Origin of the sequence: Polaribacter sp. BM10, from assembly GCF_002005425.1 — a bacterium.
Classification (GTDB): domain Bacteria; phylum Bacteroidota; class Bacteroidia; order Flavobacteriales; family Flavobacteriaceae; genus Polaribacter; species Polaribacter marinaquae.
The window spans coordinates 2,436,173-2,459,915 of the sequence record NZ_CP019704.1 but is presented as its reverse complement, the minus strand read 5'-3'; the positions used below and the strand labels follow the sequence as shown (position 1 = coordinate 2,459,915).

Sequence of the window (23,743 nt, the reverse complement as noted above, 5' to 3'; positions counted from 1 at the left end):
TAAATATCAAACTTATAAAAATGAAAAATTTAATCTTAGTATGTGCTTTTATTGTTGGTTTATCAACATACGCACAAAATACAATTAAACAAGATCTAGGAGACTTTAACACGCTTAAAGTATATAATGGTATAGAATTAGAATTGATTAAAGCTTCTAGCCAAAAAATAGAAATTACAGGTGAGAAGGCAAATCTTGTTAAAATTAAAAATGTAAATAATACATTAAAACTTTCTTTACCTTTTTCTTTAAAACCATCAGATAATTCTGCAGAAGGTAAAATACTTATTAAATTATATTACAATAAAAATATAGATTTAATTGATGTAAATGAAGGTGCAACTATTACTAGCAAAGATTTTAACCAAGATAAAGTATCTTTAAATGCACAAGAAAGAGGTTTTATTAACTTAACTACAAAAACAAAGTATTTAAGTATTAGAGCAACTTCTGGCGGTATTATTAAAGTTTCTGGTGCATCTAAAAACCAAGAAGTAGATTTAGATTTGTATGGTATTTACCATGGTTTTAATTTAAAATCTACAGGTAACTCTAATGTTAAAGCAGGTACAGGTGCAAAAGCAGAAATAAATGCTGGCGAAACTTTAAATGCTAAAGTAAGTTTTGGTGGTACAATATTCTATAAAGGAAACCCAGAAGTTGTAAAAGACAAAAAGGTTATTGGTGGTATTATCGAGAAAAGAAATTAATACAGAAACAGATTCGATTGCTTTAACAACCTTTTTTGTATCTTTGTAACTTATAAAATTATATAATGATGAATAATTTATCTATTTTTTTTGGATTTGTTAGCGGACCTCAAATTGCAATTATACTTGTAGTTGTTTTATTATTATTTGGTGGAAAAAAAATACCAGAATTAATGAAAGGTTTAGGTAGCGGAATTAAGGAATTTAAAAACGCTTCTAAAGAAGAAAATCCAGAAGAAAAACTAGAAGAAAAAAAGTAGATACTAATCACTTTTTTTAACAAAAATAAGAAAGCTCAATTTGTATAAATACAAGTTGAGCTTTTTAGTTATCAAATTAAAATATTCCCCCAAATATTTAATCTAAATTTCTTCTAGACAAATATAGTTTTCATTATAATATCTTTAACTTATTTGTTGCAAAAAGGAAGATTTATTGGGTTTTTGGGATAAATGGGAACGTTTAACTAATTAATCTTAATAATGATTGCTTAGAAAAACTTCTAGATACAGGTATATCTATTTCAATAACCTTAGATTTTAATAAATAACCTCTTGCATTTCCAGAAATATCTGTAATATAATTTGTGTTTACAATATAACTTTTATGACATCTAATAATAGTAGGATATTTTTCTAATTTTGTAATAATTTTTGCAAGTGTAACTCGCAATATTTTCTCATTAATTTTGTCATCCTTTTTAATAAAAAAACTTGCATAATTTCCTTGCGAAGTTACATACACTAAATTGTCGATACAAAAAATAATTTTCTCTTTACCATTTTCTGATGTTATACTAACTTCTTTGGTTAATTTTTCTGTGTTATTTAGTTCTTGTACTTTTTTTAATTCTCTAATTTCTTTAACCTTTTTTTCTCTTCGTAATCTTATATTTTTTTCATTTAGAAATACAAAAAATGTTAAGGGTATAAGGCTTACCAAAAAAGTATATGATAAGAATTGTAAAAGATTTATTTTTCTTAGGTTATAGGGTTCTTTATAAATTTCACCAAAATACCATAAAGCAACTCCTATAAAGGTTACACCAACAAACATTAATAATAAATTTCTGCCTATAGTCCAATTATCTTCACTAAAATAATCTTTAAAAATAAGTGCTGGTACGTATAAAATTAAAAAAGTAGCAACAAAAGCTGTAATACCAATACCTATGGTGTATGGTAATATAATTTTATCAAATTCGTGTAGATAAAAAGGTCTAAAAATATATAAAAAAAGAAAAATAAATAAACCATGATAAATACTTATCTTTAACTTATACAGAGGTTTAGGATTAAAATAATATGGTTTATTTAACCATGAAAAAATAGCTTTCATTAATATTTTTTTAGTAAAAATATAAAAATTTAATAAAAAAAGACAGTAATTAATATTACTGTCTTTTTAGTTTTGTTATCAAGAATAGTTAATTATTCTTCTAATTTTTTAGTTTTAGCATTTTTCATTGCTTCGCCAATTTGGTTACTTGCTGTAAAACTTGCAACCATATCGTTTAGCATTTGGCTACCTGCTTGTGGCGAGTTTGGTAATAAAATTAAGTTACTATTTGTTTCTTGTCCGATAGATTGTAAAGTATCATAATGTTGTGTTACAACAATTAAAGCAGATGCTTCTTGTGAGTTGATACCAACTTTATTTAAAACTTCTACAGATTCTTCTAAACCACGTGCAATTTCTCTTCTTTGATCTGCAATACCTTGTCCTTGTAAACGCTTGCTTTCTGCTTCTGCTTTAGCTCTTTCTACTATTAAAATACGTTGTGCATCTCCTTCAAATTGTGCTGCAATTTTTTCTCTTTCAGAAGCGTTAATTCTATTCATAGATTCTTTTACTTGCGCATCTGGATCTATATCTGTTACTAAGGTTTTTATAATATCGAAACCATAATCTAACATAGCGTCGTTTAATTCTGATTTAACAGCAATAGCAATATCATCTTTTTTTACAAAAACATCATCTAATTTCATTTTTGGTACTTCCGCTCTTACTACATCAAAAACATAAGAAGTAATTTGATCGTGTGGATAATCTAATTTATAAAAAGCGTCATATACTTTATTATAAATGACTTTATATTGAACAGAAACTTTTAATTTTACAAAAACATCATCTAAGGTTTTTGTTTCTATAATTACATCTAATTGCTGAATTTTTAAACTTAATCTTCCGGCAATTCTATCTATAAATGGTATTTTAAATCGAAGACCAGATTGTCTTATTGCATTAAATTTACCGAAACGCTCTACAATTGCAGCAGTTTGTTGTTTAACGGTAAAAAATGATGCAAAAATTATTAATCCGATTATAACAATAAAAATAATAAATGGTGGTGATATCATAACAAGGTTTTTAATAGTTAATAAATAGTTGAATTGTAAATATACTTCTTTTAAGCATTTAATTATTTGACGCAGATTTATTTATAATGTTACATTATAAAATAAAAAAACCTCTCGAAATTAACGAGAGGCTTTTTATTTAGTTGTAATAATTATAATTTTTCTATGGCGTTTTTAAGTCTTAATAAAGTTTCTTCTTTACCAATCATAGTAATAATATCAAACAAATGTGGGCCAGCTAATTTACCAACCAAACTTAATCTTAATGGCTGCATAACTTTACCAAAACCAACTTCTTTCGCAGTTATCCATTCTTTTACTTCTTTTTCTGTATTTTCTGATGAAAAATCTTCGATTGATGAAATTACGGTAATTAATTCATTCATTAAATCTGCAGTTCCTTCTTTCCAGTTTTTCTTAGAAGCTTTGGCATCGTATTCTGTTGGTGTTTCAAAAAAGAAACTAGATAAATCCCAAAAATCATTTACAAAAACAGCTCTTTCTTTAATAGCAGAAACAACTTTTAAAACGTATTCTTTGTCTTTTGTGATTCCTTTATCTGCTAAAATTGGTAAAAATAGTTCTGTTAATTCAGTATCAGACTTTGTTTGCATGTATTGCTGATTGAACCACTTTGTTTTATCTAGACTAAATTTAGCACCAGATTTACTAACTCTTTTTAAATCAAAAGCTGCAATTAATTCTTCTAAAGAGAAGATTTCTTGTTCTGTACCAGGATTCCATCCTAAGAAAGCTAACATATTTATAAAAGCATCATTAAAATAACCATCTTCTTTATAACCACGTGAAACATCACCAGTTTTTTCGTTGGTATATTCTAACGGAAATACAGGAAATCCTAATTTATCACCGTCTCTTTTACTTAATTTACCTTTACCAACTGGCTTTAAAATTAATGGTAAATGAGCAAATTTTGGTGCTTCCCAACCAAATGCTTTGTATAATAAAACGTGCAATGGCATAGATGGTAACCATTCTTCACCACGAATTACATGCGTAATTTCCATTAAATGATCATCAACAATATTTGCTAAATGATAAGTTGGCATACCATCTCCTTTAAATAATATTTTATCATCTAAAGTATTGGTATCAATTTTAATATTTCCACGAATTTCGTCTTCCATTCTTAAAAGTTCGTCTTGCGGAGTTTTAAAACGGATTACATAATTTTCGCCAGCATTTATTTTTGCTTGCACTTCATCATCAGTTAAAACCAAAGAATTTACCAATTGGCCTTTTTCTCTATTATGCCAATTGTAAATAAAGGTTTTTCCTTCTGCTTCGTGCCCTTTTCTATGTGCATCTAATTGTTCTGATGTATCAAAAGCATAATAAGCCCAACCAGTTTTTATTAAAATATCTGCGTATTCTTTATAAAGATTTTTACGTTCAGATTGTCTGTATGGTCCAAATTTTTCGTTTTTATTTGGTCCCTCATCAAAAGGAATATTACACCATTCTAAAGCGTCTATAATATATTGTTCGGCATTTGCAACGTAACGAGTTTGGTCTGTATCTTCTATACGTAATACAAAAGTACCGTTGTATTTTTTTGCAAATAAATAATTATATAAAGCTGTTCTTACACCACCAATATGTAAAGGTCCTGTAGGACTTGGTGCAAAACGTACACGAACATTAGATTCCATTTTTTTCTGTTTTTTAATGCTGCAAAGATAGTTTTTAAAAGAGAAAATAGAAATTAGAGACCAAAAAAAAGACTTTAGAAAATAATATTCTAAAGTCTGTATTATTTAAAAATAATTTGGCTTAAAATGTATTAAAAATTCCGATTGAAAAAGCTGTTTTTTTAGGAACGTTATTACCAAAAAAAGCATTAGCAAAACTTGTTGTTATACCTAAATCGCACAACTGTAAAATTCCTTTTAATCCGTAAGCACCATATTCTTGATCTGTTACATACAAACCATTTCTTGGTGTTAATGTTTGCGGATTAATTTCACCTGTTTTGTATACACCATTATCTATATTCTTTACAATATCTACAAAGCCAATTAACCAAATATTTTTTGATATTTTACCACCAAATTCTCCACCAATTTTAAAATTGTTACTGTAATCGTTTGTTCTTATATCTGCACCAATTTGTGTTTGTAAAAATGTTTTACCAAAACTTTTACCAATTAGCAATTGAGGTGTAAAGGTAAAAGCATCGTAGCCAGTTCTAATTTTTGTGTTTTCTTTAAAAGAACTTGTGTTTAATTCTGTAACCAATTGCCCAGAAATAACCCAATTTTTATTATAAAATTGATGTTTTAAACCTAAAGATATATTACCAAAAGCAGTTTTAGAACCAGAATCTAAGTTAGATATTAAATTGTTTGTATCTTCTGTTTTTATAGATTTTAAAGGGATATTAAAAACAAATGCTGTTTTATTTGTTAACCCATATTCACCGTAAATTTGATACGTTTTATCTGTAATATTTTTCTCGGTTTTATAATCTGGATCACCAAATAATTCGTTGTAATTTGCTATTGAAGTGTAAGATAAATTTAGAAACAAATCTTTCTTTTCTTTTGTCCACGGACTTTGAGAAAATGCTGATAAACTTGCTATAAAAAATACTATTTTAAGGCTATTTTTCATGATCTTTTTTTTATTTAAATTTAGTTGCAAACTTTTTTAAAAACTTACAAAAAGCTTTTAACATTTAATTTCATTGTAAATCCTATCAAAAATACTATTTTTATTAGTTGATTATGAACGCATTTAAAATAATTGAGCAAAAGCTACATCAGTTTTCAAGAAAATATTATGTAAACGAATTAATTAAAGGAGTAATTTTATTTTTTTCTTTAGGGTGTTTATATTTCTTTTTTACCCTTTTTTTAGAGTATTTTTTATGGTTAAAACCAACGGCAAGAACTTTTTTGTTTTGGCTTTTTATTTTAGTAGAATTATTTCTATTAATTAAGTTTATTGCTATTCCAATTTTTAAATTATTTGGTTTACGAAAAGGGATTTCTTTAAAAGAATCTTCAGCAATTATTGGCAATCATTTTCCGGATGTAAAAGACAAACTGTTAAATGTAATTCAGTTACAAGAATCGTCTTTACAATCAGAATTATTATTGGCAAGTATCAATCAAAAATCTAATGATTTACAACCGATTCCTTTTGTAAAAGCAATTGATTTTACTCAGAATAAAAAGTATTTAAAATATGCTATTTTTCCTATTTTAATTTTTTTAACTATCTTATTTACAGATAATAAACAGGTTTTTTCGGAAAGTTTAGATAGAGTTGTAAACCATAGAACTGCATATTCTCCGCCAGCACCTTTTTATTTTGATATTACCAATAGGTCTTTAAAAGTAATTCAAGGAAATTCTATTAAAATAGATGTAAAAACGATTGGTGAAGTTTATCCATCCGAAGTAAAAATTCATTTTAATAACGAGCAATATTTTCTTAACAATAATAGCAATGGTACTTTTTCTTATACTTTTTCTGATGTTTTAAATCCTGTTGATTTCTATTTAGAATCTAACGGAGTTTTATCGAATAATTACAAAATAGACATTGTAAAAACACCAGTTATTAACAATATAAGTTTAGAATTAAAATATCCTTTTTACACAGGTAAAAAAAGTGAAGTTATAAATAATTCTGGTAATTTAATTGTACCAGAAGGCACAAAGATTAATTGGTTGGTTACTGCTGTAAATACCAACCAAGTTTTTTTTATCAATAATAACAAAAGAGAAAAATTTAAAAACGAAGGTCAAGATAATTTTACATTTTCTAAAAGAATAAGAAATACTGTTAATTATGAAATTTCTTCTTCTAATGCTAATTTACAAGATTATGAAAATTTACAATTTTTTGTTAATGTTATAAAAGATGAATTGCCAGAAATTGAAGTGAAAACAAATATCGATTCCATTTCTAGAGGTACTGCTTTTTTTGCTGGTCAGATTTCTGATGATTATGGCTTAAAGAAATTGCAATTAATTTATTATGATGAAAATAATCCTGAAGCGATTAAAACACATCAATTAAAAATTTCTAGTTCCAATGTTCAAACTTTTTTTTATGAATTTCCAAATAATTTAAACTTACAAAAAGGTATCAATTATGAATTATTTTTTGAAGTTTTTGATAATGATGCCGTAAACGGAAGTAAGAAATCGCGTACTAAAGTTTTTAAATATCGTCAAAAAACAAATGATGAAGTAGAAGAGGAGCTTTTGCAAGAACAACGTAATACAATTAATAGTTTAGAGAACTCTATTCAGAAACAACAAAAACAACAAAAAGACTTAGATCAAATAAAAGAACAACTTCAAAATAAGAAAAAGTTAGGTTGGAATGATAAAAAGAAGGTTGAGAGTTTTATAAAAAGGCAAGAACAATATAAAAATATGATGCAACGTCAAACAGATATGTTGCAAGAAAATTTAGATGAAAAGAAAGAACAATCTGAAAATTTACAAAACAAAAAAGAAGAATTAAAAAAGCGTATCGAAGAATTAAAGAAAACCGATAAGCAACAAAAACTCTTAGATGAAATTGCAAAACTTGCAGAAAAGTTAAATAAAGAAGATCTTGTAAAAAAGGCTAAACAACTAGCACAACAAAATAAACAACAACAAAGAAGTTTAGAACGTATGTTAGAATTAACAAAGCGTTTTTACGTTGAGCAAAAAACTATGCAAATTACTAATAAGTTAGATCAATTATCAAAAAAACAGGAAGATTTAGTAAAGCAAGATTCATTAGATTTAAAATCCCAAAAAGAAATTAACAAAGAGTTTAACGATTTAAAAGAAGAATTAGATGAATTGGCTAAGGATAATCAAAAATTGAAAGAGCCAATGGAACTGCCAGATGTAGAGGATGAAAAAGATGCAATAGATGCTAGTTTAAAAAAGTCTGAAGAAGATATTCAAAATAAGGATCAAAAATCTGCTAGAGATTCTCAGAAAAAAAGTGCTGCTAAGATGAAAGAAATGAGTTCTAAAATGCAGCAAGCGATGATGGAGATGGAAGGAGAATCTATAGAAGAAAATATGGATGATCTTCGTAAAATTTTAGAAAATTTAGTCACTTTTTCTTTTAAACAAGAAAATTTAATGAATAAGTTTAGTGAAATTTCTACTACACATCCAGATTTTGGTAAAGACTTAAAAAAGCAAAATGACATAAGAACTTATTTTGAACATATAGATGATAGTTTATATGTGCTTTCTATGCGTCTTCCTAAAATTTCTGCGAAAATACAGGATGACTTATCATCAGCACATTATAATTTAGAACAGTCTTTAGAAAATTTTTCAGAAAATAGGTTTAATAATGGTGTTTCTAATCAACGTTATGTAATGACAGCTACAAATAATTTAGCAGATTATTTAAGTAATATGTTAAATAGCATGAAAAATGCCTCAATGAAAATGGGTAAAGGAAAAGGAAAGGGTAAAGGTAATGGCTTCAGTTTACCTGATATCATTAAAAAACAGGGTGAACTTTCTGAGAAGATGCAACAAGGAATGAAAAAGGGTTCTAAACCCGAAGAAAGTAAGTCAGGTGGTAAAGAAGGTAAGAAACCAGGAAATCAAAAAGGAGAAAAAGGTCAATCTGGTAAAGGCGGAAAAGACGGAAAAGGAAATAAAAAAGGCAACGGTGAAGGTAATAGTGAGGGTGGAAATGGAAAAAATAATGGACAAGGCAATTCTGACAACGATGATTTAGATGGAGAACTTTATGAAATTTATAAAGAACAAACACAACTTAGACAACAGCTTCAAGATGCTATAAAAGAATCTGGTGAATCAAGTTCTGGAAACAATTCTAATGCAAAAAAAGTTTTAAAAACTATGGAGCAGTTAGAAAACGAAATATTAGAAAAAGGTTTTAACGCGGGTACAGTTCAGAAAATGCAGCGCCTTAACTACGAATTATTAAAATTGGACAAAGCAGCTTTAGAGCAAGGAAAAGATAGTAAGCGTAAATCTAATACTAATAATTTACTTAATAAACGTAATACTATTAAAGCTTTAGAATTTAAAAAGCAGTTTTACAATCAAATAGAAATATTAAACAGACAATCATTACCTTTGCAACAAAATTATAAATTAAAGGTTAGAGAATATTTTTCTCTACCTAAGAATAAAGCAAAATGATTACGTTTAATTACGAAACCAATTTTAAATTAGATAATGAGGGTTTAACAGAAAATTGGATTCAAACTATTATTGATAAACATAACTGTGAGTTAGGTGAAATTAATTACATTTTTTGTGATGACAATTATCTTCATAAATTAAATGTTCAATTTTTACAACACGATACACTTACAGATATTATTAGTTTTGATAATTCACTTGGTAAACTTATTAATGGTGATATATATATTTCTATTGAAAGGGTAGAGGATAACGCCAAAGATTTTAAAGTTCCATTTACTGAAGAATTACATAGAGTTATTATTCATGGCGTTTTACATTACATTGGTTTTAAAGATAAAACCGAAACTGATCAAAATGAGATGACTTTACAAGAAAATCTTGCTTTAAAAGAGTTAAAATATTAAAAATCAATAAGTTAATTTACACGTTTCACGTGGAACTATAAAAAATGAGTTTATTTTCAACAACATTTGATGTTATAGTAGTTGGTGGTGGTCACGCAGGAAGTGAAGCAGCAGCTGCGAGCGCAAATATGGGTGCACATACATTGTTAATTACAATGAATTTGCAAAACATTGCGCAAATGAGTTGTAATCCTGCAATGGGTGGAATTGCAAAAGGACAGATAGTAAGAGAGATTGATGCGTTAGGAGGTTACAGCGGAATTGTGACTGATAAAACAGCAATACAATTTAAAATGCTTAATAAATCTAAAGGACCTGCAATGTGGAGTCCTAGAGCGCAATCTGATAGAATGCAATTTGCAGAATGTTGGAGAACGATGCTAGAGCAAACAGATAATTTAGATTTTTATCAAGATTCTGTAAATGGTTTATTGTTTGATGGTGATAAAATTGTTGGTGTTAAAACTGCTTTAGGTTTAGAGATTAAATCTAAAACTGTTATTGTTACAGCGGGTACTTTTTTAAACGGATTGATTCATATTGGTGATAAAAGTTTTGGTGGTGGTAGAGCAGGTGAAGGTGCATCAAAAGGAATTACAGAAGATTTAGTTGCGAAAGGTTTTGAAGCTGGAAGGATGAAAACCGGAACTCCGCCAAGAGTTGATGGAAGATCTTTAGATTATTCTAAAATGTTAGAGCAACCTGGTGATGAAATTACAGAAAAGTTTTCTTATTTGCCAACCACAAAAGCATTACAAAAACAACGTTCTTGTTGGTTAACGTATACAAATCTTGATGTTCATAATTTACTTCGTGAAGGTTTTGATCGTTCGCCAATGTTTAATGGTAGAATACAATCTACGGGTCCGAGATATTGTCCTTCGATAGAAGATAAAATAGATCGTTTTGCAACGAAAGATAGACATCAAATTTTTGTAGAACCAGAAGGTTGGTCTACGGTAGAAATGTATGTAAATGGTTTTTCTACTTCTTTACCAGAAGATATTCAAGATAAAGCAATACGTTCTATAGAAGGTTTTGAAAACGTAAAGTTTTTAAGATATGGTTATGCTATAGAGTATGATTATTTTCCGCCAACACAATTAACGCACACCTTAGAAACAAAGTTAATAGAGAATTTATATTTTGCTGGTCAAATTAATGGAACAACAGGTTATGAAGAAGCTGCTTCGCAAGGTTTAATGGCTGGTGTAAATGCTGCTTTAAAAGTACAGGGTAAAGAACCTTTTATTTTAAAAAGGAACGAAGCTTATATTGGTGTTTTAATTGATGATTTAATTACTAAGGGTACAGAAGAACCATATAGAATGTTTACTTCACGTGCAGAGTATAGAACTTTGTTAAGGCAGGATAATGCAGATCTAAGATTAACACCAAGAGGTTTTAAAATTGGTTTAGCATCTAAAGAACGTATGGATTGTGTTTTAGAAAAGCAAGAAAAGACAGAAATGTTGATTCAGTTTTTGCATAAAACTAGTGTAAAACAAGAAGAGGTAAATCCTATTTTAGAAGCTAAAAATTTAGCATTAGTGAATCAATCTATGAAATTGTTTAAAATTGCTGCAAGACCTCAATTGTCTTTCGATGATTTTAAATCTATAAAAAAATTAAATGATTTTATAATTGAAAATAATATTCAAAAAGAAGTTATAGAACAAGCTGAAATTCATTTAAAATATTCAGGATACATTGATAAAGAAAAGAACAATGCAGATAAATTAAATAGGTTAGAAAATGTTGTAATACCTTCTAATTTTAAATATGAAAAAGTAAAATCTCTTTCTTTTGAAGCTAGAGAAAAATTAAATAAAATTAAACCAGTATCTATTTCGCAAGCAAGTAGAATTAGCGGTGTATCACCTAGTGATATTTCAGTGCTTTTGGTTTATATGGGAAGATAAAAAAAAGAAAAATTGCAAATGTTCCTCGTGGAACAAATTTAAAAATTAAGTAATATGGAGAATGAAAAAGAACTCTATACAAATTTAATACCTCTTTTAAATTGTAAAGATTATACTGTTTCTGGTGATACTTTTGAAGTAATGCAGAACCAAGATTATGAAATGCTGGTTACGTCTCCTGTGCCAGCAGATTTAGAAAACTACTATAAAAGTGAAAACTATATTTCACATACAGATAGTAAAAAATCACTTTTCGATAAAGTTTATCAAAAAGTAAAAAACCATACTTTAAAACAAAAGTTAAGTTTACTTAATTCTTTTAAAACAGAAACTAAATCTGTTTTAGATGTTGGTGCAGGAACAGGAGATTTTTTAAAAGTTTGTAAAAATAATAATTGGGAAACTTTTGGAGTAGAACCAAGTTTAGATGCAAAAAAAATTGCTGAAACTAAAGACATCTTTTTAGAAAGTGATTTGTTTAATATTTCAAATAAGAAATTTGACGTTATTACTCTTTGGCATGTTTTAGAACATGTAGAGAGTTTAAAGAAAACTATTAAAACTTTAAAAAAATTATTAAAGCCAAATGGAAGGGTAGTGGTTGCTGTACCTAATTATAAAAGTTACGATGCGAAGTATTATAAAGAATATTGGGCTGCTTATGATGTACCAAGACATCTTTGGCATTTTAGTCAATGTTCTATTCATAAATTATTTTCTGAAGTAGAAATGATAGTAGAAAATACTTTACCTATGAAATTTGATAGTTACTATGTTTCATTATTAAGCGAAAAATACAAATCAGGTAAATCGAACCCTTTAAAAGCAAGTTACGTTGGTTTTGTGTCAAATTTTAAAGCAAGATCAACTTCTGAGTATTCCTCACTGATTTATGTTCTTAAAAACTACTAAAAATAGATTTTTAAAGGTTTTAATTGTGTTTTAATCGCTTAAATGTATAAATACTATCTAATAATTAAAAAAGGTCTTAAAACGCGTTTTTTAAGACCTTTTTTAATAGTTTTTAATTATTTTAAATTTATATTTAATAGTTTTTAATTATTTAGAAGATAAACACCAATTACTGTTAAGATAAAATAGACGGTTAAAGACATCGCTCCTGCATAATCTTTTGCAAGACGTTGACCAACTAATAAAAAAAGTAAAGTAATCGCAGAGAGCTCAATTCCTAACAAAGCAATTTCTTTTGCTTCTGATGTGTAAATTTCATAAACTCCAATAAGCATTAATATTGATGCGATAATTTCTACAACTAAAACTACAGCAAGTAAAACCGGAACGTAATTTTTTAATGGAGAGTTTTTAAAATGATCTTTTATAAATGCAATATTTCCTTTCCAGTCTGTTATTTTATCGATGCTAGATTGTACATACGTAATTATTAAAAAGAAAAGAATTAAAATTTCTGCAGGATAATTAGATAATAATTTCATGTTTTTATTTTCCGAATAATCGTTTAAAAAATCCTTTTGTTTTAGTTGTAGTTTCTTCTATTCCTTCTTTAGCATCTTCTGCTAAATCTGCTAAATTTTCTACTGCATCACTGGCTATTTCAGAGGCTTTTTCAGAGACATCTTCTAAAACTTCTTTAGCATCATCTGTATATTCATCTAACTTCACTTTTACTTTATCAATATTCTCTTCAGAAAAAGTTTCGTTCACTTTTTCTTTTACTGTTTCAAAAACTTCTTTAGATTCTTCTTTTAACTCTTTTGCTTTATCTTTTACCTCATTTTTAAGCTCTTTTGCTTGTTGTTTTATATTTTCTAAAGCATTTTTATCAGTGCTTTTTACACTTTTATTTGGTGTTAAATTTCCTTTCATTTTTTATTAATTATTTGATTATCAGTGTTTTATTTATTTAAAAGCTTCATCTACCGGCTCCCAAAGTTCTATTTTATTATTTTCGTTGTCTAAAATCCATCCAAATTTACCATATTCAAATTCCTGAATTTCACCAACAACAGTTACACCTTCTTCTTTTAGTTGCGCTAATAATTCAACTAAATTTTCTACTCTATAATTAAACATAAAGTCTTTTTTAGAAGGTTCAAAATAATTTGTATCGCTGCTAAAAGGACTCCATTGTGTGGTAGCGTCTTTACCATCTTTATTTTTCCACCAAAAAGTAGCACCCCAATCGTCTGTATTAAAACCTAAATGTTTTTGATACCAATCTTTTGCATTTTTTGGATTGTCAGATTTAAAAAATACACCACCAATTCCTATTACTTTTCCTTTTTTCATTTATTTGTTTTTAATTGAAGATTCATACAAAGAAATCCAATCTTCTACAGTTATTTTTTTACACAATGCTGCAATTAATTCAAACGGAATTTCTTCTATTTTTTTGAATCGGATACAACTTTTACCCATATCTAATTTTCTTTTGCAATGATTTGGATATTCATTTACAAACCAATTCTTCAATTTTTCATCTGCATAAATACCGCTATGATATAAATTTATAGAGTTTTTTTGTGATGCAAAACTCATAAAAGGCAATGGTTCTTTTGGATTGCAATGATAACCGTTTGGGTAAATTGAATGTGGTACATAAAAGCTAATAAAATTGTATTGCATACCTTCTTCAAATCCTTTTGGTAAATTTTCTTTGATAATTTTACGCAGTTTTTTAAGCGTATCTTGTCGCTCTTCCGGAACTTGATTTATATAATCTTCTGGTGAATTTGCCTTGTATTGCATTTGTATAAATTTAGTGCTAACAAGTTAACAAAATTTAGATTTAATTTTATTTACAATAGTTTGAGCTAATCTTTCTTTGCTTTCAATTGTCCATCCGGCAACATGAGGTGATAAGATAACCTTATCAGAATTTATTAAATATTCGAAAGCTTCTGGCATTTTATTATCTGAAAAAAGGTTTTCGAATGATGATTTTTCGTATTCTAAAACATCCAAACCTACGCCTAAAATTTTACCAGATTTTAGAGCATCAACCAAATCTTTAGTAACTACAGATGTTCCACGTGCGGTATTTATCAGCCAAAAATTCTTTTTAAAATTATTGATAAACGCTGCATTAATCATATTTTTAGTTAAAGGTGTTTGTGGTGTATGTAAACTTAAAACATCTGCTTTTTCTTGCAATTCTTTTAAAGAAACTTGCTTGCAGTTTTTGTCGCCAACATTTGGTTTTAAATCATAACAAAGTACTTCTACATCAAAACCGCGTAATTTTTTAGCAAAAGATTTTCCCATGTTACCATAACCAATTAAACCAACTGTTCTACCGTCTAATTCTATACCTCTATTATCTTCTCGAAGCCATTTGCCATTTCTAACCTCTTTATCGGCTTTATTTAGCTTGTTAAACAAAGAAAGTAGCATTGCTAAAGAATGTTCGCCTACAGCGTTTCTATTGCCTTCTGGTGCAGCAATTAGAGTTACTCCTTTGCTTTCGGCATACTCGCAATCTATATTTTCTAAACCAGCGCCAACTCTACCAATAAATTTTAAATTTTTGGCTTTATTTAAGAATGCTTTATCAATAGAAAAACGACTTCTAATGATAAAACCATCATACAAATGAATTTTTTCTTCGACAGTTTTTTTCGAAGAAGTATAATCTTCATCATTAGTAAAACCTAAAGCATTTAATTGATTTATTAAAAGTGAGTGGTTGGAATCTAAATGTAAAATTTTCATGTTTTTACTTTAATTTATTGGAAAAAAATAAAGGCAGAAATCTAAAAAATGTCTCTAGATTTCTGCCTTAATATAAAATTATAAGTTTTAATTTTTATTAGTATTGTTCTTTTTCGCTTGGGAAATCTCCGCTTTTAACATCAGAAATATAATTCTCGAAAGCGCCTGTCATGTCTTTGTATAAATCTAAATATCTACGTAAAAAACGAGGATTAAATTCATGTGTCATTCCAATCATATCGTGCGTAACCAAAACTTGTCCGTCTACGCCGTTACCAGCACCAATACCAATTACCGGAATTGTTAATACATCTGCTACTTTTTTAGCTAACGAAGCCGGTACTTTTTCTAGAACCAATGCAAAACAACCAATTCTCTCTAACATTAATGCATCTTCCATTAACTTTTCTGCTTCTTCTTCTTCTTTTGCTCTTACGGTATACGTACCAAATTTATAGATAGATTGTGGTGTTAAACCTAAGTGCCCCATTACCGGAATACCAGCATTTAATATTCTTTTTATAGATTCTTTAACCTCTTTACCACCTTCTAATTTTATAGAATGTCCGCCAGATTCTTTCATAATTCTAATAGCAGAACGCAGTGCTTCTTTTGGGTCAGATTGATAACTACCAAAAGGTAAATCTACCACAACCAAACAACGTTCTATTGCTCTAACTACAGAACTTGCATGATAAATCATTTGATCTAAAGTAATTGGCAATGTTGTTTCATGACCCGCCATAACGTTAGATGCAGAATCACCTACAAGTAAAACATCGATTCCAGAACCATCTAAAATTTTTGCCATTGTAAAATCGTAAGCAGTTAACATGGATATTTTTTCTCCATTTGCTTTCATTTCTACTAAAGATTTTACGGTAACACGTTTATATTGCTTCTTAGCTACAGACATATTTTTATCATTTTATTAGGTTGTAAAAGTAAGGAATATCAATAGATATTTTGGTATTTAAAATTCTACTGATAAAAAATTATTATTTTAAAATTAGTAGTTTTATGTTTTTAAAAATCAAAACAGTATGTTACAAAAGTTCGTTTTTATTATTTTAGTTTTAGGATCTAATGTGTTATTTGCCCAAAATAAATCAGAAGAAATAGCAATTAAAAATGTTATTCATACTTTTTTTGAAGGATTACACAAAGGTGATAGTACAATTATGAAAAAGACTTTTCATAAAAATATTAAAATACAAACCACAAGCACAAATAAAAAAGGTTTACATATTCTAAAAACAGAAACTAGAAATCAATTATTAACAAGTATTGCTACTAAAAATCCGGAGCATGTTTATTTAGAAAAATTACTGTCTTACACAATTAAGATTGATGGAAATTTAGCTTCTGTTTGGACACCTTATGAGTTTTATTTTAATGAGAAGTTTAGTCATTGTGGTGCAAACTCTTTTCAGTTATTTAATGATAACGGAACCTGGAAAATTATCTATTTAGTTGATATGAGACGAAGAGAAGATTGTAACTATTTAAAAGAAAAAAATTAACGTTATCTTTGAGGCTTTAAATTATCAATGGCAGAAAAAACACACACAATAAATACAAATAAATGGATAGATAATTATGCCGATTATTTGTATAATTACGCTATTTCTCGTGTTAACAACAGTGATTTGGCCAAAGATCTTGTGCAAGAAACTTTTTTTGCAGGATTAAAATCTGCAAAGAATTTTAAAGGAAAAGCTTCTGAAAGAACTTGGTTGGTTTCTATTTTAAAAAGAAAAATTATAGATCATTATAGAAAAATAAATTCTAAAAAAGGACAGGCAGAAGTTCGAATGAATTTTTATAATGATGGCGAAAATGAAGGAGATTGGTTAGAAGAAAGAGTACCACAAAAATGGGATAATACTTCTGAAACTTCTATAGAAAATGAAGAATTAAAAGACCAGTTAGAAGCTTGTATAGATAATTTGCCAGAAAAATATGCAATGGTTTTTAGAATGAAAACTGTGCAAGAATTTGAAACGGAAGAAATTTGTAAGGAGTTAGATATTACAGCGTCAAACTTATGGGTTATTATACACAGAGCTAGAACTCAGCTTAGAAAATGTATGGAAGATAACTGGTTTAATAATTAAGAAATGTTTAAGAGTTTAAAAATTACCTGCGACGAAGCCACAGCTATTTGTGATAAAAACCAATATGGCGAAGCTTCTATTAAAGAGCTAATAAAGTTAAATATTCACTTTATTAAATGTAGAATTTGTGCAAAATATACCAAACAAAACATGGCTTTAAGTAAACTTTACAAAGGCTATTCTAAAAATTGTAAGAGTATAAAACATTGCTTATCATCCGAAGAAAAAGACGCTTTAAAAAATGCTTTAGAAGAAAGCAAACAATAAAACAAATAACAATATTAAAAAACGGAACTTATAATTTATAAGTTCCGTTTTTTTGTATTTTTGAATTCTCTTAATCGTTATAAAATGCACTTTTTACCAGAAAAATTAGACAATTACGTTGTTGCACATTCGCAAATAGAACCTAAAATTTTACAAGAACTTACTAAAGAAACTTGGCAAAAAGTTTTAAACCCTAGAATGTTAAGTGGTGCTTTTCAAGGTAGAATATTATCGATGATTACAAAATTGATTCAGCCAAAATCTATCTTAGAAATTGGAACTTACACAGGTTATTCTGCTTTGTGTTTGGCAGAAGGTTTACATAAAGACGGTGAGATAATCACTTTAGACAAAAATGAAGAATTAGAAACACTTCAAAATAAATATTTCGAAAAATCTGGATTTCGAAATAAAATTACGCAACATGTTGGTAACGCAATAGAAATTATACCAACTTTAGATAAAAAGTTCGATTTGGTGTTTATAGATGCAGACAAATCTAACTACATAAATTACTTTCATTTAATTATTGATAAAATGAATTCTGGCGGAATAATTTTATCTGATAATGTACTTTGGAGTGGTAAAGTTGTCGAAGAATTAGACCCGAAAGATAAAGATACTAAAGTGCTTTTAGAATATAATAGGTTGTTAAATGAAGATGAAAGAATAGAAACTGTATTGTTGCCAATACGAGATGGTTTAACAATAAGTAGAGTAAAATAAACGTTAAAATTGCCTTTTAATAGGGCCTGTAAAATCGTCTATATCATCTTTAACAGCATTAATTTCTTTATTAATGTCTTTAGCGATATTTGTATCTAAACCAGTTTTTTCTGAACTGTCTTTAATTTCTCTTTTAATATCATTGGTGGCATCTTTTACTTGCCTAATACCTTTACCCAAACCTCTAGCAATTTCGGGTATTTTATCTGCACCAAAAACCATTACAACGATTAACATAATCACCATAATTTCTGGACCACTAATAAATAAGAATACTGTATTCATAGTACAAAGATAATCAGTTATTTTTATAAAAAGAATAAACTATAATTGTTTAACGCAATTTTCTGGTTTTCTATATCAAATAACCACATAATTCTGTATTTTTACTAAAAAAAAGATGCTTTTTATTACTTCTTTTGGTGTAACAGTTATTGTTGGTCTTTTATTAATTTTGGTTATTACAGCACTTGTACTTGCTGCAAAAAGTGAAAGTAATTTACGTTTTTTAATTTGGGGTGCAATTATTTTGTTTGTTCCGTTTTTAGGCGCAATTGCATGTATAATTAATTACTACGCTACTAAAAATAAGGTAAAATCTGCTTAAAGATTATTTGAAGTTTAATTTTGCTTGTCTATCGTACATAATAATACTTCCGGCAACAGAAACATTTAAACTCAATTCCGATTTAAATTTTACCAAATGATGCGATTTCTCTATCGCAATTTTAGACATTCCATGATCTTCTGCGCCCAATAAATAGACACAACGTTTAGGGTGTTTAAAGGTTTCTAATTGTACTGCTTTTTCATCTAATTCGACACCAACTAACATTGCACCTTTTGGTAGGTTTTTAAAAAAATCATCAAAAGTTTCATAATGAAAATAAGGCATGGCACCCACAGCTTTATGTGTATCGCAAGCTTGTTTTGCATATCTATTGCCAATTGTAAAAATAAAACTTGCGCCCATATTTTGTGCAGAACGCCAAAGAACACCTAAGTTTTCTGGTGTTTTTCCATTCTGGATTCCAATACCGAAAAAACCTTGTTCTAAATTGTTTACCATTATTTTTTAATAGGATTTGTTTTATTTATTGGGCATAAAAGTAAATTAATTTAGTTAAAATTTATTTTTTTTAAGTTTTTTTAAATTTAAACTAAAATAAAAATTTATTTACTTTTAAAATATAGATAGCTTTAAATCAATATTTTATGTTTTATTATCCCTGAATTCAGGGATAAGAAATTTATACCATTTTCAGGGATTGACAAGTACGTTTTTATCTATTATGTTTGTTAAAAAAATTACTGTATTAACTGTAATAAAAAGAAAAAGAGATTATACTTCACTTACTATTTTATTGATAATACTTAAATATTGTTTTTAAGTATTAAATGTTATGTATTATAGGTACCTCTTATCTATCATTTAAATTACCCAAAAAAATTGAAAATTAATTTAAACTTAACAACTATGAAAAGAATTAGAATTTTAATTATTTTAACCTTTATGGCCTCTCTAAATGTAAAGGCTCAAGAAAATAAAATCGATTGTGATTTTAATATTAGGGAAGCAATTTTTTATTTAAAGGGTGATGAAATTTTTAAAAAAGATACATTAAAAAGTATTGAATATTTAAAACCTTGTATAAAAAATGGAGATACAACAGCTAAAATTTTACTAAGCAGAATATATGCTTCGCAAAATAATGAAGAGAATAATAAAAAATCTTTTAAAATTTTAAAAGAACTTGTAAAAGAAGATAATGCTATAGCAGCAGGAGATCTAGGGATTTTATATAAATATGGTATCGGATGTAGGCTTAATTTTAATAAGGCTAGAAAATGGTTTAAAAAAAGTGCTAAATTAGGAAATGATAAGGCAAGTTATAGTCTAGGGTATTTATATTTAAAAGGTTTTGGAAATATAAATCAAGACTACAATAAAGCTATTAAATGGTTTAAACAAAGTAACTATCCTATGGCTAAATATTGGTTAGGGGTTTGTTATTATTATGGTTATGGTGTAAATCAAAATATTGAAAAGGCAAATGAATTACTTGGGACTAACTATAAAACAGTAATTTCATTAGACCAAAGTAATACTGATTATATAACTTCAACAGGTAAATTACCAGAAAAACATGATTCTCAGAATGAGATTTTTAACGATTTAATAGATATTACAGAAGAAAATTTAAACGGTAAGTGGTCAGGAAAATTATTAAAACTTGACTGGTCTGGAAAAAAGATCGTGAGGAAAATTGATTTTACTTTAGATATAAAGTATGATTCGATAAATTATAATACTATATCAATTATAGAAATAAATGGGCAAAAATTTGAACAAATTGTTAATAGAGTTGATAGTCAAATTTATTTTGACGATTTCAATTTAGATTTACCACACAATACTTTCAGTGAAAAAATTCCAAATAAACTTAATTATCAATTTTTATCTTCAAGTATTAAATTAAAGAATTTAGGGGAATTTAGTTTTTTAACAGGAAATATTGAAAGTTATATAAGCTCTTGGAGAGAATCAGGGGGGCCTATAAAATTTGTTTTAAAAAAGGAAAAAAATAAACCACAAGTTAAGGAAGAGCTTTCTGATGAAATTTTAACTGCTTTATCCGAGCAAGAAGAAAATTTCATAAAATTATATCCAAATCCTTTTAAAACTGATCTAATAATCTCATATACATTAGACGAACCTAGTTTTGTTGAAGTAAGAATAACAGATATAAATGCTTTAAAAAATGATGTAATTGAAAGAGGTAAAAATCAAAAGGCTGGGAAACATAGGTATTATTTTAATGGTTCTAATTTACAAAAAGGTATTTATTTGGTAAATGTTTATGTTAATAATAAAAAGAAAACTAGATTAATTGTAAAAAAATAAGCTATGAGTGCATTTAATTATATAAAAAAAATTACAATTATATTTTTATTATTATCAAGCCATGTTGTTAATAGTCAAATAGGGTTTACGGAAGATTTTAATGGTAATGAGTATCTAATGCTTGATGACTTTGATGATATACAAGCTGGTACTGGTTATAATTCATCAAATGGAGGAGAAAGTGGGTTTGGTGATTTTTCATTTATCTGGGGAAATGGTTATAATACAGCTATTGATAATTTAGTAAATATGGAAATTGCTAAATCAAGAAGATATTACAATTGGAGAGAGAAACAATTTAACTTGATAAAAGAGGAAATAGAAAAAAAATTAAATACTACTTTTGATGATTTTGATGAGGCGAAGAATACTTTTTTCTCTCAAATAGAAACTAGAAATGTAAATAAAAACAAGTCTGGGGTTAAGGCCAAATACATTAATTTACGTAATTCGGGGTATGAAAAAAACCGTAACTATATAAGACAATTAAAATCATTAAAAATAAGAGAAGCAGAAATAAGGTCAGGTAACATTAATAATTCACAATTTCCATTGATTAAAGTTAATGGAGTTCCTCTTAAAGAGATTACGTCTCTAAGCTCTATTTCTCAATTTAGAAATAATATTGAAAACTTCTTTATAGAGAATTCTAAGAATACTCATAACTATAAATATATTGTAGATAAATTAAATTATTTAGGAAGTGGATTTGATAATGAAATGTTAAGACTTAAAGATAATTACTATAATAATTTTAGTGATTGGGATAAGTTAGGTTTAATGCAATTTTTATTGAATTACGAAAGATATAAAGACTTAGTTAACTGTTATGTTTGCATAGTACCACCAGAACTAGCTAAATTTAGAAATTCTGATATGGCAACGGAACCTGTTATTGAGAATTACGCTAAAATTAATAGAGGTGGTGGTTATTCTATTTTTGATCAATCTTATGCTGATCATGTCTATAACATATGGTATGCTAGAGAAGGTAGACAAGAAGCAATTTATCAAAGAAACAAAATATATGCCCAAAGAAGAGATTATATAGATAATTTAGTAAATAGTGTCGACGTAGATGATTTAATTTTAAAAAACGCTCAAAATGAATTAAATGAACTTACTATAGATATTCCTTGGAGTGCTAGCGTAGGAACTATTGCTAATTCAAAATATACTCATTTTCATTTTGATGGTTCAAGAGGTTATTATAAACTAGAAGACGGTTCAATTATAGTTGCAAGCTCAACAGAGCAAGCTTTAACTAAAACAGGTGATTTAAGGGATAGATATAATGATTTTAACCCTAATGATAAATATTACTATATTAAATTATCAGGCTCTAATGAATGGGCAGAAATGCTTTTTAATCCTGATGATTTAGTTGGTGATCTAGAAAACTTATTTAAATTAGCAGGATTAGAATTAGGTAAAAGTATAGGGCGCTATGTGTTACCAATAGAAGATATTAAAATTATTATTGATGGAAAAGACTTTGACGGACAAGAGGTATCTCGTTTAAAAGCAGCTGGGTTTTTAATATTAGCAATTGTTCCTGGTAGTAAAGCTCTAAAAATTGTTGGAAATGTAGCTGATGCTACTGTTTTCGCGACTAAAGTAGGTGGTAAAACTATTGTTGTAAAAGGAATTAAAGGATTGAGAGCGTTCAAATCTAGTAATTTCAGACATAATTTATCAAAAGTCACCGGAGCTTTACCTCCTAATTCTCAAGCCCATCATGTTTTGCCTCAAAAATTTAGAAGTTCATTTGAAAAAGCAAAAATTAATATTGACAACCCTATCTTTGGTGCTTGGTGGGAAAAAACTGATCATTTAAATAATGCTTGGAAATATAATGAAGAGTGGTCTAGCTTCTTCTCCTCTAATTCAAACCCATCCCAAGAAACAATATTTAATTTTGCAGAAGGCTTAATGAAAAAATATGGTGTCTCAATAAATTTTTAATTTAAAATTATTCAAATATGTTAAAAAGAAAATATTTACAAAATGAATGGGAAGAAATCGTTCGTAAAGGTTCTTTAAAATATCAATCTTTAAGCAAAGATGAAAGGATTTGGTTTAATCTTGAACCTATTGCTAATGAAGGCTTAGTAGATCATTATATGAATTACGGTGCTGAAAGAAACTCTGACTTAATAGAAGATTTAGATTATCTTGGTTTAATCGAAATAAGTAATCTTTTTAAAAAAACAAATATTTTATTTTTTAAAAATAAACCTCCAAAAAATATTGATGAAAGAAATGAGGAAATGTATAATTGGTCGATTAATAGTAAAAATATACTTGAAAAAAATGAAAAAAACTTTTGGAAAAAAGTAGGTGTTTTGGAAAAAAAATTATTATCACATATAAACGAAAATATTTTAAATAAATAATACAAATCACAACTATATATATAAAATAGCAGTTAAATACAAACAATAAAACTTGTACTTAACTGCTATT

At 27.6% G+C, this 23,743-nt stretch carries 26 protein-coding genes; 14 read left to right on the top strand and 12 right to left on the bottom strand.

What is annotated here, in order from left to right:
- Positions 1 to 20 precede the first annotated feature (20 nt).
- Together BXQ17_RS10810 and BXQ17_RS10805 are read left to right on the top strand one after the other, a co-directional pair.
- A complete protein-coding gene (locus BXQ17_RS10810) occupies positions 21 to 710 on the top strand; it encodes a head GIN domain-containing protein (protein WP_077810663.1) in 690 nt (229 codons plus the stop codon).
- A gap of 68 nt (positions 711 to 778) precedes the next feature.
- Positions 779 to 970, top strand: coding sequence for a twin-arginine translocase TatA/TatE family subunit (locus tag BXQ17_RS10805; RefSeq protein WP_077810662.1), 192 nt, complete (start codon positions 779 to 781; stop codon positions 968 to 970).
- Positions 971 to 1,172: 202 nt separating this feature from the next.
- Here BXQ17_RS10805 and BXQ17_RS10800 read toward each other — a convergent pair whose 3' ends face one another.
- The 4 genes from BXQ17_RS10800 to BXQ17_RS10785 form a co-directional block, all read right to left on the bottom strand.
- Positions 1,173 to 2,048 (bottom strand): LytTR family DNA-binding domain-containing protein, encoded by an 876-nt coding sequence (locus tag BXQ17_RS10800; protein ID WP_077810661.1) that lies wholly within the window; start codon positions 2,046 to 2,048, stop codon positions 1,173 to 1,175.
- A gap of 92 nt (positions 2,049 to 2,140) precedes the next feature.
- Positions 2,141 to 3,070, bottom strand: a complete 930-nt coding sequence (locus BXQ17_RS10795) for an SPFH domain-containing protein (protein WP_077810660.1) — start codon at positions 3,068 to 3,070, stop codon at positions 2,141 to 2,143.
- A 152-nt stretch (positions 3,071 to 3,222) separates the two neighbouring features.
- Positions 3,223 to 4,743: a glutamate--tRNA ligase gene (gltX, locus tag BXQ17_RS10790; protein WP_077810659.1), complete on the bottom strand. Its 1,521-nt coding sequence runs from the start codon at positions 4,741 to 4,743 to the stop codon at positions 3,223 to 3,225.
- 121 nt (positions 4,744 to 4,864) lie between these two features.
- Complete coding sequence (locus tag BXQ17_RS10785) at positions 4,865 to 5,704, bottom strand: hypothetical protein (protein WP_077810658.1); 840 nt, start codon at positions 5,702 to 5,704, stop codon at positions 4,865 to 4,867.
- 113 nt (positions 5,705 to 5,817) lie between these two features.
- On the opposite strand from BXQ17_RS10785, the gene BXQ17_RS10780 reads away from it, so the two are divergent.
- The 4 genes from BXQ17_RS10780 to BXQ17_RS10765 are packed head-to-tail and all read left to right on the top strand — an operon-like array spanning position 5,818 to position 12,484.
- Positions 5,818 to 9,240, top strand: coding sequence for a DUF4175 family protein (locus BXQ17_RS10780; protein ID WP_077810657.1), 3,423 nt, complete (start codon positions 5,818 to 5,820; stop codon positions 9,238 to 9,240).
- On the top strand, positions 9,237 to 9,650 hold the full coding sequence (gene ybeY / locus BXQ17_RS10775; RefSeq protein ID WP_077810656.1) for an rRNA maturation RNase YbeY: 414 nt from the start codon (positions 9,237 to 9,239) through the stop codon (positions 9,648 to 9,650). The genes BXQ17_RS10780 and ybeY overlap by 4 nt, the downstream gene beginning before the upstream one ends.
- A gap of 44 nt (positions 9,651 to 9,694) precedes the next feature.
- A complete protein-coding gene (gene mnmG, locus BXQ17_RS10770; RefSeq protein ID WP_077810655.1) occupies positions 9,695 to 11,572 on the top strand; it encodes a tRNA uridine-5-carboxymethylaminomethyl(34) synthesis enzyme MnmG in 1,878 nt (625 codons plus the stop codon).
- Positions 11,573 to 11,626: 54 nt separating this feature from the next.
- Positions 11,627 to 12,484 carry a class I SAM-dependent methyltransferase gene (locus BXQ17_RS10765; RefSeq protein ID WP_077810654.1) on the top strand — a complete coding sequence of 286 codons (858 nt, stop codon included), beginning with the start codon at positions 11,627 to 11,629 and terminating at the stop codon, positions 12,482 to 12,484.
- Between the two features lie 143 nt (positions 12,485 to 12,627).
- On the opposite strand, the gene BXQ17_RS10760 is transcribed toward BXQ17_RS10765, so the two are convergent.
- The 6 genes from BXQ17_RS10760 to panB form a co-directional block, all read right to left on the bottom strand.
- Positions 12,628 to 13,026, bottom strand: a complete 399-nt coding sequence (locus tag BXQ17_RS10760; RefSeq protein ID WP_077810653.1) for a DoxX family protein — start codon at positions 13,024 to 13,026, stop codon at positions 12,628 to 12,630.
- Positions 13,027 to 13,030: 4 nt separating this feature from the next.
- Positions 13,031 to 13,417 carry a hypothetical protein gene (locus tag BXQ17_RS10755; protein ID WP_077810652.1) on the bottom strand — a complete coding sequence of 129 codons (387 nt, stop codon included), beginning with the start codon at positions 13,415 to 13,417 and terminating at the stop codon, positions 13,031 to 13,033.
- A gap of 33 nt (positions 13,418 to 13,450) precedes the next feature.
- Positions 13,451 to 13,840, bottom strand: coding sequence for a VOC family protein (locus BXQ17_RS10750; RefSeq protein ID WP_077810651.1), 390 nt, complete (start codon positions 13,838 to 13,840; stop codon positions 13,451 to 13,453).
- A complete protein-coding gene (locus tag BXQ17_RS10745; protein ID WP_077810650.1) occupies positions 13,841 to 14,299 on the bottom strand; it encodes a DUF1801 domain-containing protein in 459 nt (152 codons plus the stop codon).
- A 24-nt stretch (positions 14,300 to 14,323) separates the two neighbouring features.
- Complete coding sequence (locus BXQ17_RS10740) at positions 14,324 to 15,262, bottom strand: 2-hydroxyacid dehydrogenase (protein WP_077810649.1); 939 nt, start codon at positions 15,260 to 15,262, stop codon at positions 14,324 to 14,326.
- Positions 15,263 to 15,359: 97 nt separating this feature from the next.
- Positions 15,360 to 16,178 carry a 3-methyl-2-oxobutanoate hydroxymethyltransferase gene (panB, locus tag BXQ17_RS10735; RefSeq protein WP_077810648.1) on the bottom strand — a complete coding sequence of 273 codons (819 nt, stop codon included), beginning with the start codon at positions 16,176 to 16,178 and terminating at the stop codon, positions 15,360 to 15,362.
- Between the two features lie 127 nt (positions 16,179 to 16,305).
- On the opposite strand from panB, the gene BXQ17_RS10730 reads away from it, so the two are divergent.
- The 4 genes from BXQ17_RS10730 to BXQ17_RS10715 all read left to right on the top strand — a co-directional run bounded on the left by BXQ17_RS10730 (position 16,306) and on the right by BXQ17_RS10715 (position 18,372).
- Positions 16,306 to 16,785: a nuclear transport factor 2 family protein gene (locus BXQ17_RS10730; protein ID WP_077810647.1), complete on the top strand. Its 480-nt coding sequence runs from the start codon at positions 16,306 to 16,308 to the stop codon at positions 16,783 to 16,785.
- A gap of 27 nt (positions 16,786 to 16,812) precedes the next feature.
- Entirely contained in the window at positions 16,813 to 17,379 is a 567-nt protein-coding gene (locus tag BXQ17_RS10725; RefSeq protein WP_077810646.1) for a sigma-70 family RNA polymerase sigma factor, read from the top strand.
- Between the two features lie 3 nt (positions 17,380 to 17,382).
- A complete protein-coding gene (locus BXQ17_RS10720) occupies positions 17,383 to 17,646 on the top strand; it encodes a hypothetical protein (protein ID WP_077810645.1) in 264 nt (87 codons plus the stop codon).
- 84 nt (positions 17,647 to 17,730) lie between these two features.
- Entirely contained in the window at positions 17,731 to 18,372 is a 642-nt protein-coding gene (locus tag BXQ17_RS10715) for an O-methyltransferase (protein ID WP_077810644.1), read from the top strand.
- Positions 18,373 to 18,375: 3 nt separating this feature from the next.
- On the opposite strand, the gene BXQ17_RS10710 is transcribed toward BXQ17_RS10715, so the two are convergent.
- Positions 18,376 to 18,657, bottom strand: a complete 282-nt coding sequence (locus BXQ17_RS10710) for a twin-arginine translocase TatA/TatE family subunit (RefSeq protein ID WP_077810643.1) — start codon at positions 18,655 to 18,657, stop codon at positions 18,376 to 18,378.
- 115 nt (positions 18,658 to 18,772) lie between these two features.
- On the opposite strand from BXQ17_RS10710, the gene BXQ17_RS10705 reads away from it, so the two are divergent.
- A complete protein-coding gene (locus BXQ17_RS10705; protein ID WP_077810642.1) occupies positions 18,773 to 18,979 on the top strand; it encodes a hypothetical protein in 207 nt (68 codons plus the stop codon).
- Between the two features lie 3 nt (positions 18,980 to 18,982).
- On the opposite strand, the gene BXQ17_RS10700 is transcribed toward BXQ17_RS10705, so the two are convergent.
- On the bottom strand, positions 18,983 to 19,441 hold the full coding sequence (locus BXQ17_RS10700; protein ID WP_077810641.1) for an RNA methyltransferase: 459 nt from the start codon (positions 19,439 to 19,441) through the stop codon (positions 18,983 to 18,985).
- 408 nt (positions 19,442 to 19,849) lie between these two features.
- Here BXQ17_RS10700 and BXQ17_RS10695 point away from each other — a divergent pair, with 408 nt between their 5' ends.
- Genes BXQ17_RS10695 through BXQ17_RS10685 form a run of 3 tightly spaced genes read left to right on the top strand, consistent with a single transcriptional unit; the run spans position 19,850 to position 23,673 of the window.
- Positions 19,850 to 21,277 (top strand): tetratricopeptide repeat protein, encoded by a 1,428-nt coding sequence (locus BXQ17_RS10695; RefSeq protein ID WP_149025899.1) that lies wholly within the window; start codon positions 19,850 to 19,852, stop codon positions 21,275 to 21,277.
- 3 nt (positions 21,278 to 21,280) lie between these two features.
- Positions 21,281 to 23,242, top strand: a complete 1,962-nt coding sequence (locus tag BXQ17_RS10690) for a hypothetical protein (RefSeq protein ID WP_077810639.1) — start codon at positions 21,281 to 21,283, stop codon at positions 23,240 to 23,242.
- Between the two features lie 17 nt (positions 23,243 to 23,259).
- Positions 23,260 to 23,673 carry a DUF4375 domain-containing protein gene (locus BXQ17_RS10685; RefSeq protein ID WP_077810638.1) on the top strand — a complete coding sequence of 138 codons (414 nt, stop codon included), beginning with the start codon at positions 23,260 to 23,262 and terminating at the stop codon, positions 23,671 to 23,673.
- The last annotated feature ends 70 nt before the right edge of the window (positions 23,674 to 23,743 follow it).

Coding starts and splice junctions, on each gene's coding strand:
- BXQ17_RS10810 (WP_077810663.1), top strand. CDS start 21: ATGAAAAATTTAATCTTAGTATGTGCTTTTATTGTTGGTTTATCAACA.
- BXQ17_RS10805 (WP_077810662.1), top strand. CDS start 779: ATGAATAATTTATCTATTTTTTTTGGATTTGTTAGCGGACCTCAAATT.
- BXQ17_RS10800 (WP_077810661.1), bottom strand. CDS start 2,048: ATGAAAGCTATTTTTTCATGGTTAAATAAACCATATTATTTTAATCCT.
- BXQ17_RS10795 (WP_077810660.1), bottom strand. CDS start 3,070: ATGATATCACCACCATTTATTATTTTTATTGTTATAATCGGATTAATA.
- gltX (WP_077810659.1), bottom strand. CDS start 4,743: ATGGAATCTAATGTTCGTGTACGTTTTGCACCAAGTCCTACAGGACCT.
- BXQ17_RS10785 (WP_077810658.1), bottom strand. CDS start 5,704: ATGAAAAATAGCCTTAAAATAGTATTTTTTATAGCAAGTTTATCAGCA.
- BXQ17_RS10780 (WP_077810657.1), top strand. CDS start 5,818: ATGAACGCATTTAAAATAATTGAGCAAAAGCTACATCAGTTTTCAAGA.
- ybeY (WP_077810656.1), top strand. CDS start 9,237: ATGATTACGTTTAATTACGAAACCAATTTTAAATTAGATAATGAGGGT.
- mnmG (WP_077810655.1), top strand. CDS start 9,695: ATGAGTTTATTTTCAACAACATTTGATGTTATAGTAGTTGGTGGTGGT.
- BXQ17_RS10765 (WP_077810654.1), top strand. CDS start 11,627: ATGGAGAATGAAAAAGAACTCTATACAAATTTAATACCTCTTTTAAAT.
- BXQ17_RS10760 (WP_077810653.1), bottom strand. CDS start 13,026: ATGAAATTATTATCTAATTATCCTGCAGAAATTTTAATTCTTTTCTTT.
- BXQ17_RS10755 (WP_077810652.1), bottom strand. CDS start 13,417: ATGAAAGGAAATTTAACACCAAATAAAAGTGTAAAAAGCACTGATAAA.
- BXQ17_RS10750 (WP_077810651.1), bottom strand. CDS start 13,840: ATGAAAAAAGGAAAAGTAATAGGAATTGGTGGTGTATTTTTTAAATCT.
- BXQ17_RS10745 (WP_077810650.1), bottom strand. CDS start 14,299: ATGCAATACAAGGCAAATTCACCAGAAGATTATATAAATCAAGTTCCG.
- BXQ17_RS10740 (WP_077810649.1), bottom strand. CDS start 15,262: ATGAAAATTTTACATTTAGATTCCAACCACTCACTTTTAATAAATCAA.
- panB (WP_077810648.1), bottom strand. CDS start 16,178: ATGTCTGTAGCTAAGAAGCAATATAAACGTGTTACCGTAAAATCTTTA.
- BXQ17_RS10730 (WP_077810647.1), top strand. CDS start 16,306: ATGTTACAAAAGTTCGTTTTTATTATTTTAGTTTTAGGATCTAATGTG.
- BXQ17_RS10725 (WP_077810646.1), top strand. CDS start 16,813: ATGGCAGAAAAAACACACACAATAAATACAAATAAATGGATAGATAAT.
- BXQ17_RS10720 (WP_077810645.1), top strand. CDS start 17,383: ATGTTTAAGAGTTTAAAAATTACCTGCGACGAAGCCACAGCTATTTGT.
- BXQ17_RS10715 (WP_077810644.1), top strand. CDS start 17,731: ATGCACTTTTTACCAGAAAAATTAGACAATTACGTTGTTGCACATTCG.
- BXQ17_RS10710 (WP_077810643.1), bottom strand. CDS start 18,657: ATGAATACAGTATTCTTATTTATTAGTGGTCCAGAAATTATGGTGATT.
- BXQ17_RS10705 (WP_077810642.1), top strand. CDS start 18,773: ATGCTTTTTATTACTTCTTTTGGTGTAACAGTTATTGTTGGTCTTTTA.
- BXQ17_RS10700 (WP_077810641.1), bottom strand. CDS start 19,441: ATGGTAAACAATTTAGAACAAGGTTTTTTCGGTATTGGAATCCAGAAT.
- BXQ17_RS10695 (WP_149025899.1), top strand. CDS start 19,850: ATGAAAAGAATTAGAATTTTAATTATTTTAACCTTTATGGCCTCTCTA.
- BXQ17_RS10690 (WP_077810639.1), top strand. CDS start 21,281: ATGAGTGCATTTAATTATATAAAAAAAATTACAATTATATTTTTATTA.
- BXQ17_RS10685 (WP_077810638.1), top strand. CDS start 23,260: ATGTTAAAAAGAAAATATTTACAAAATGAATGGGAAGAAATCGTTCGT.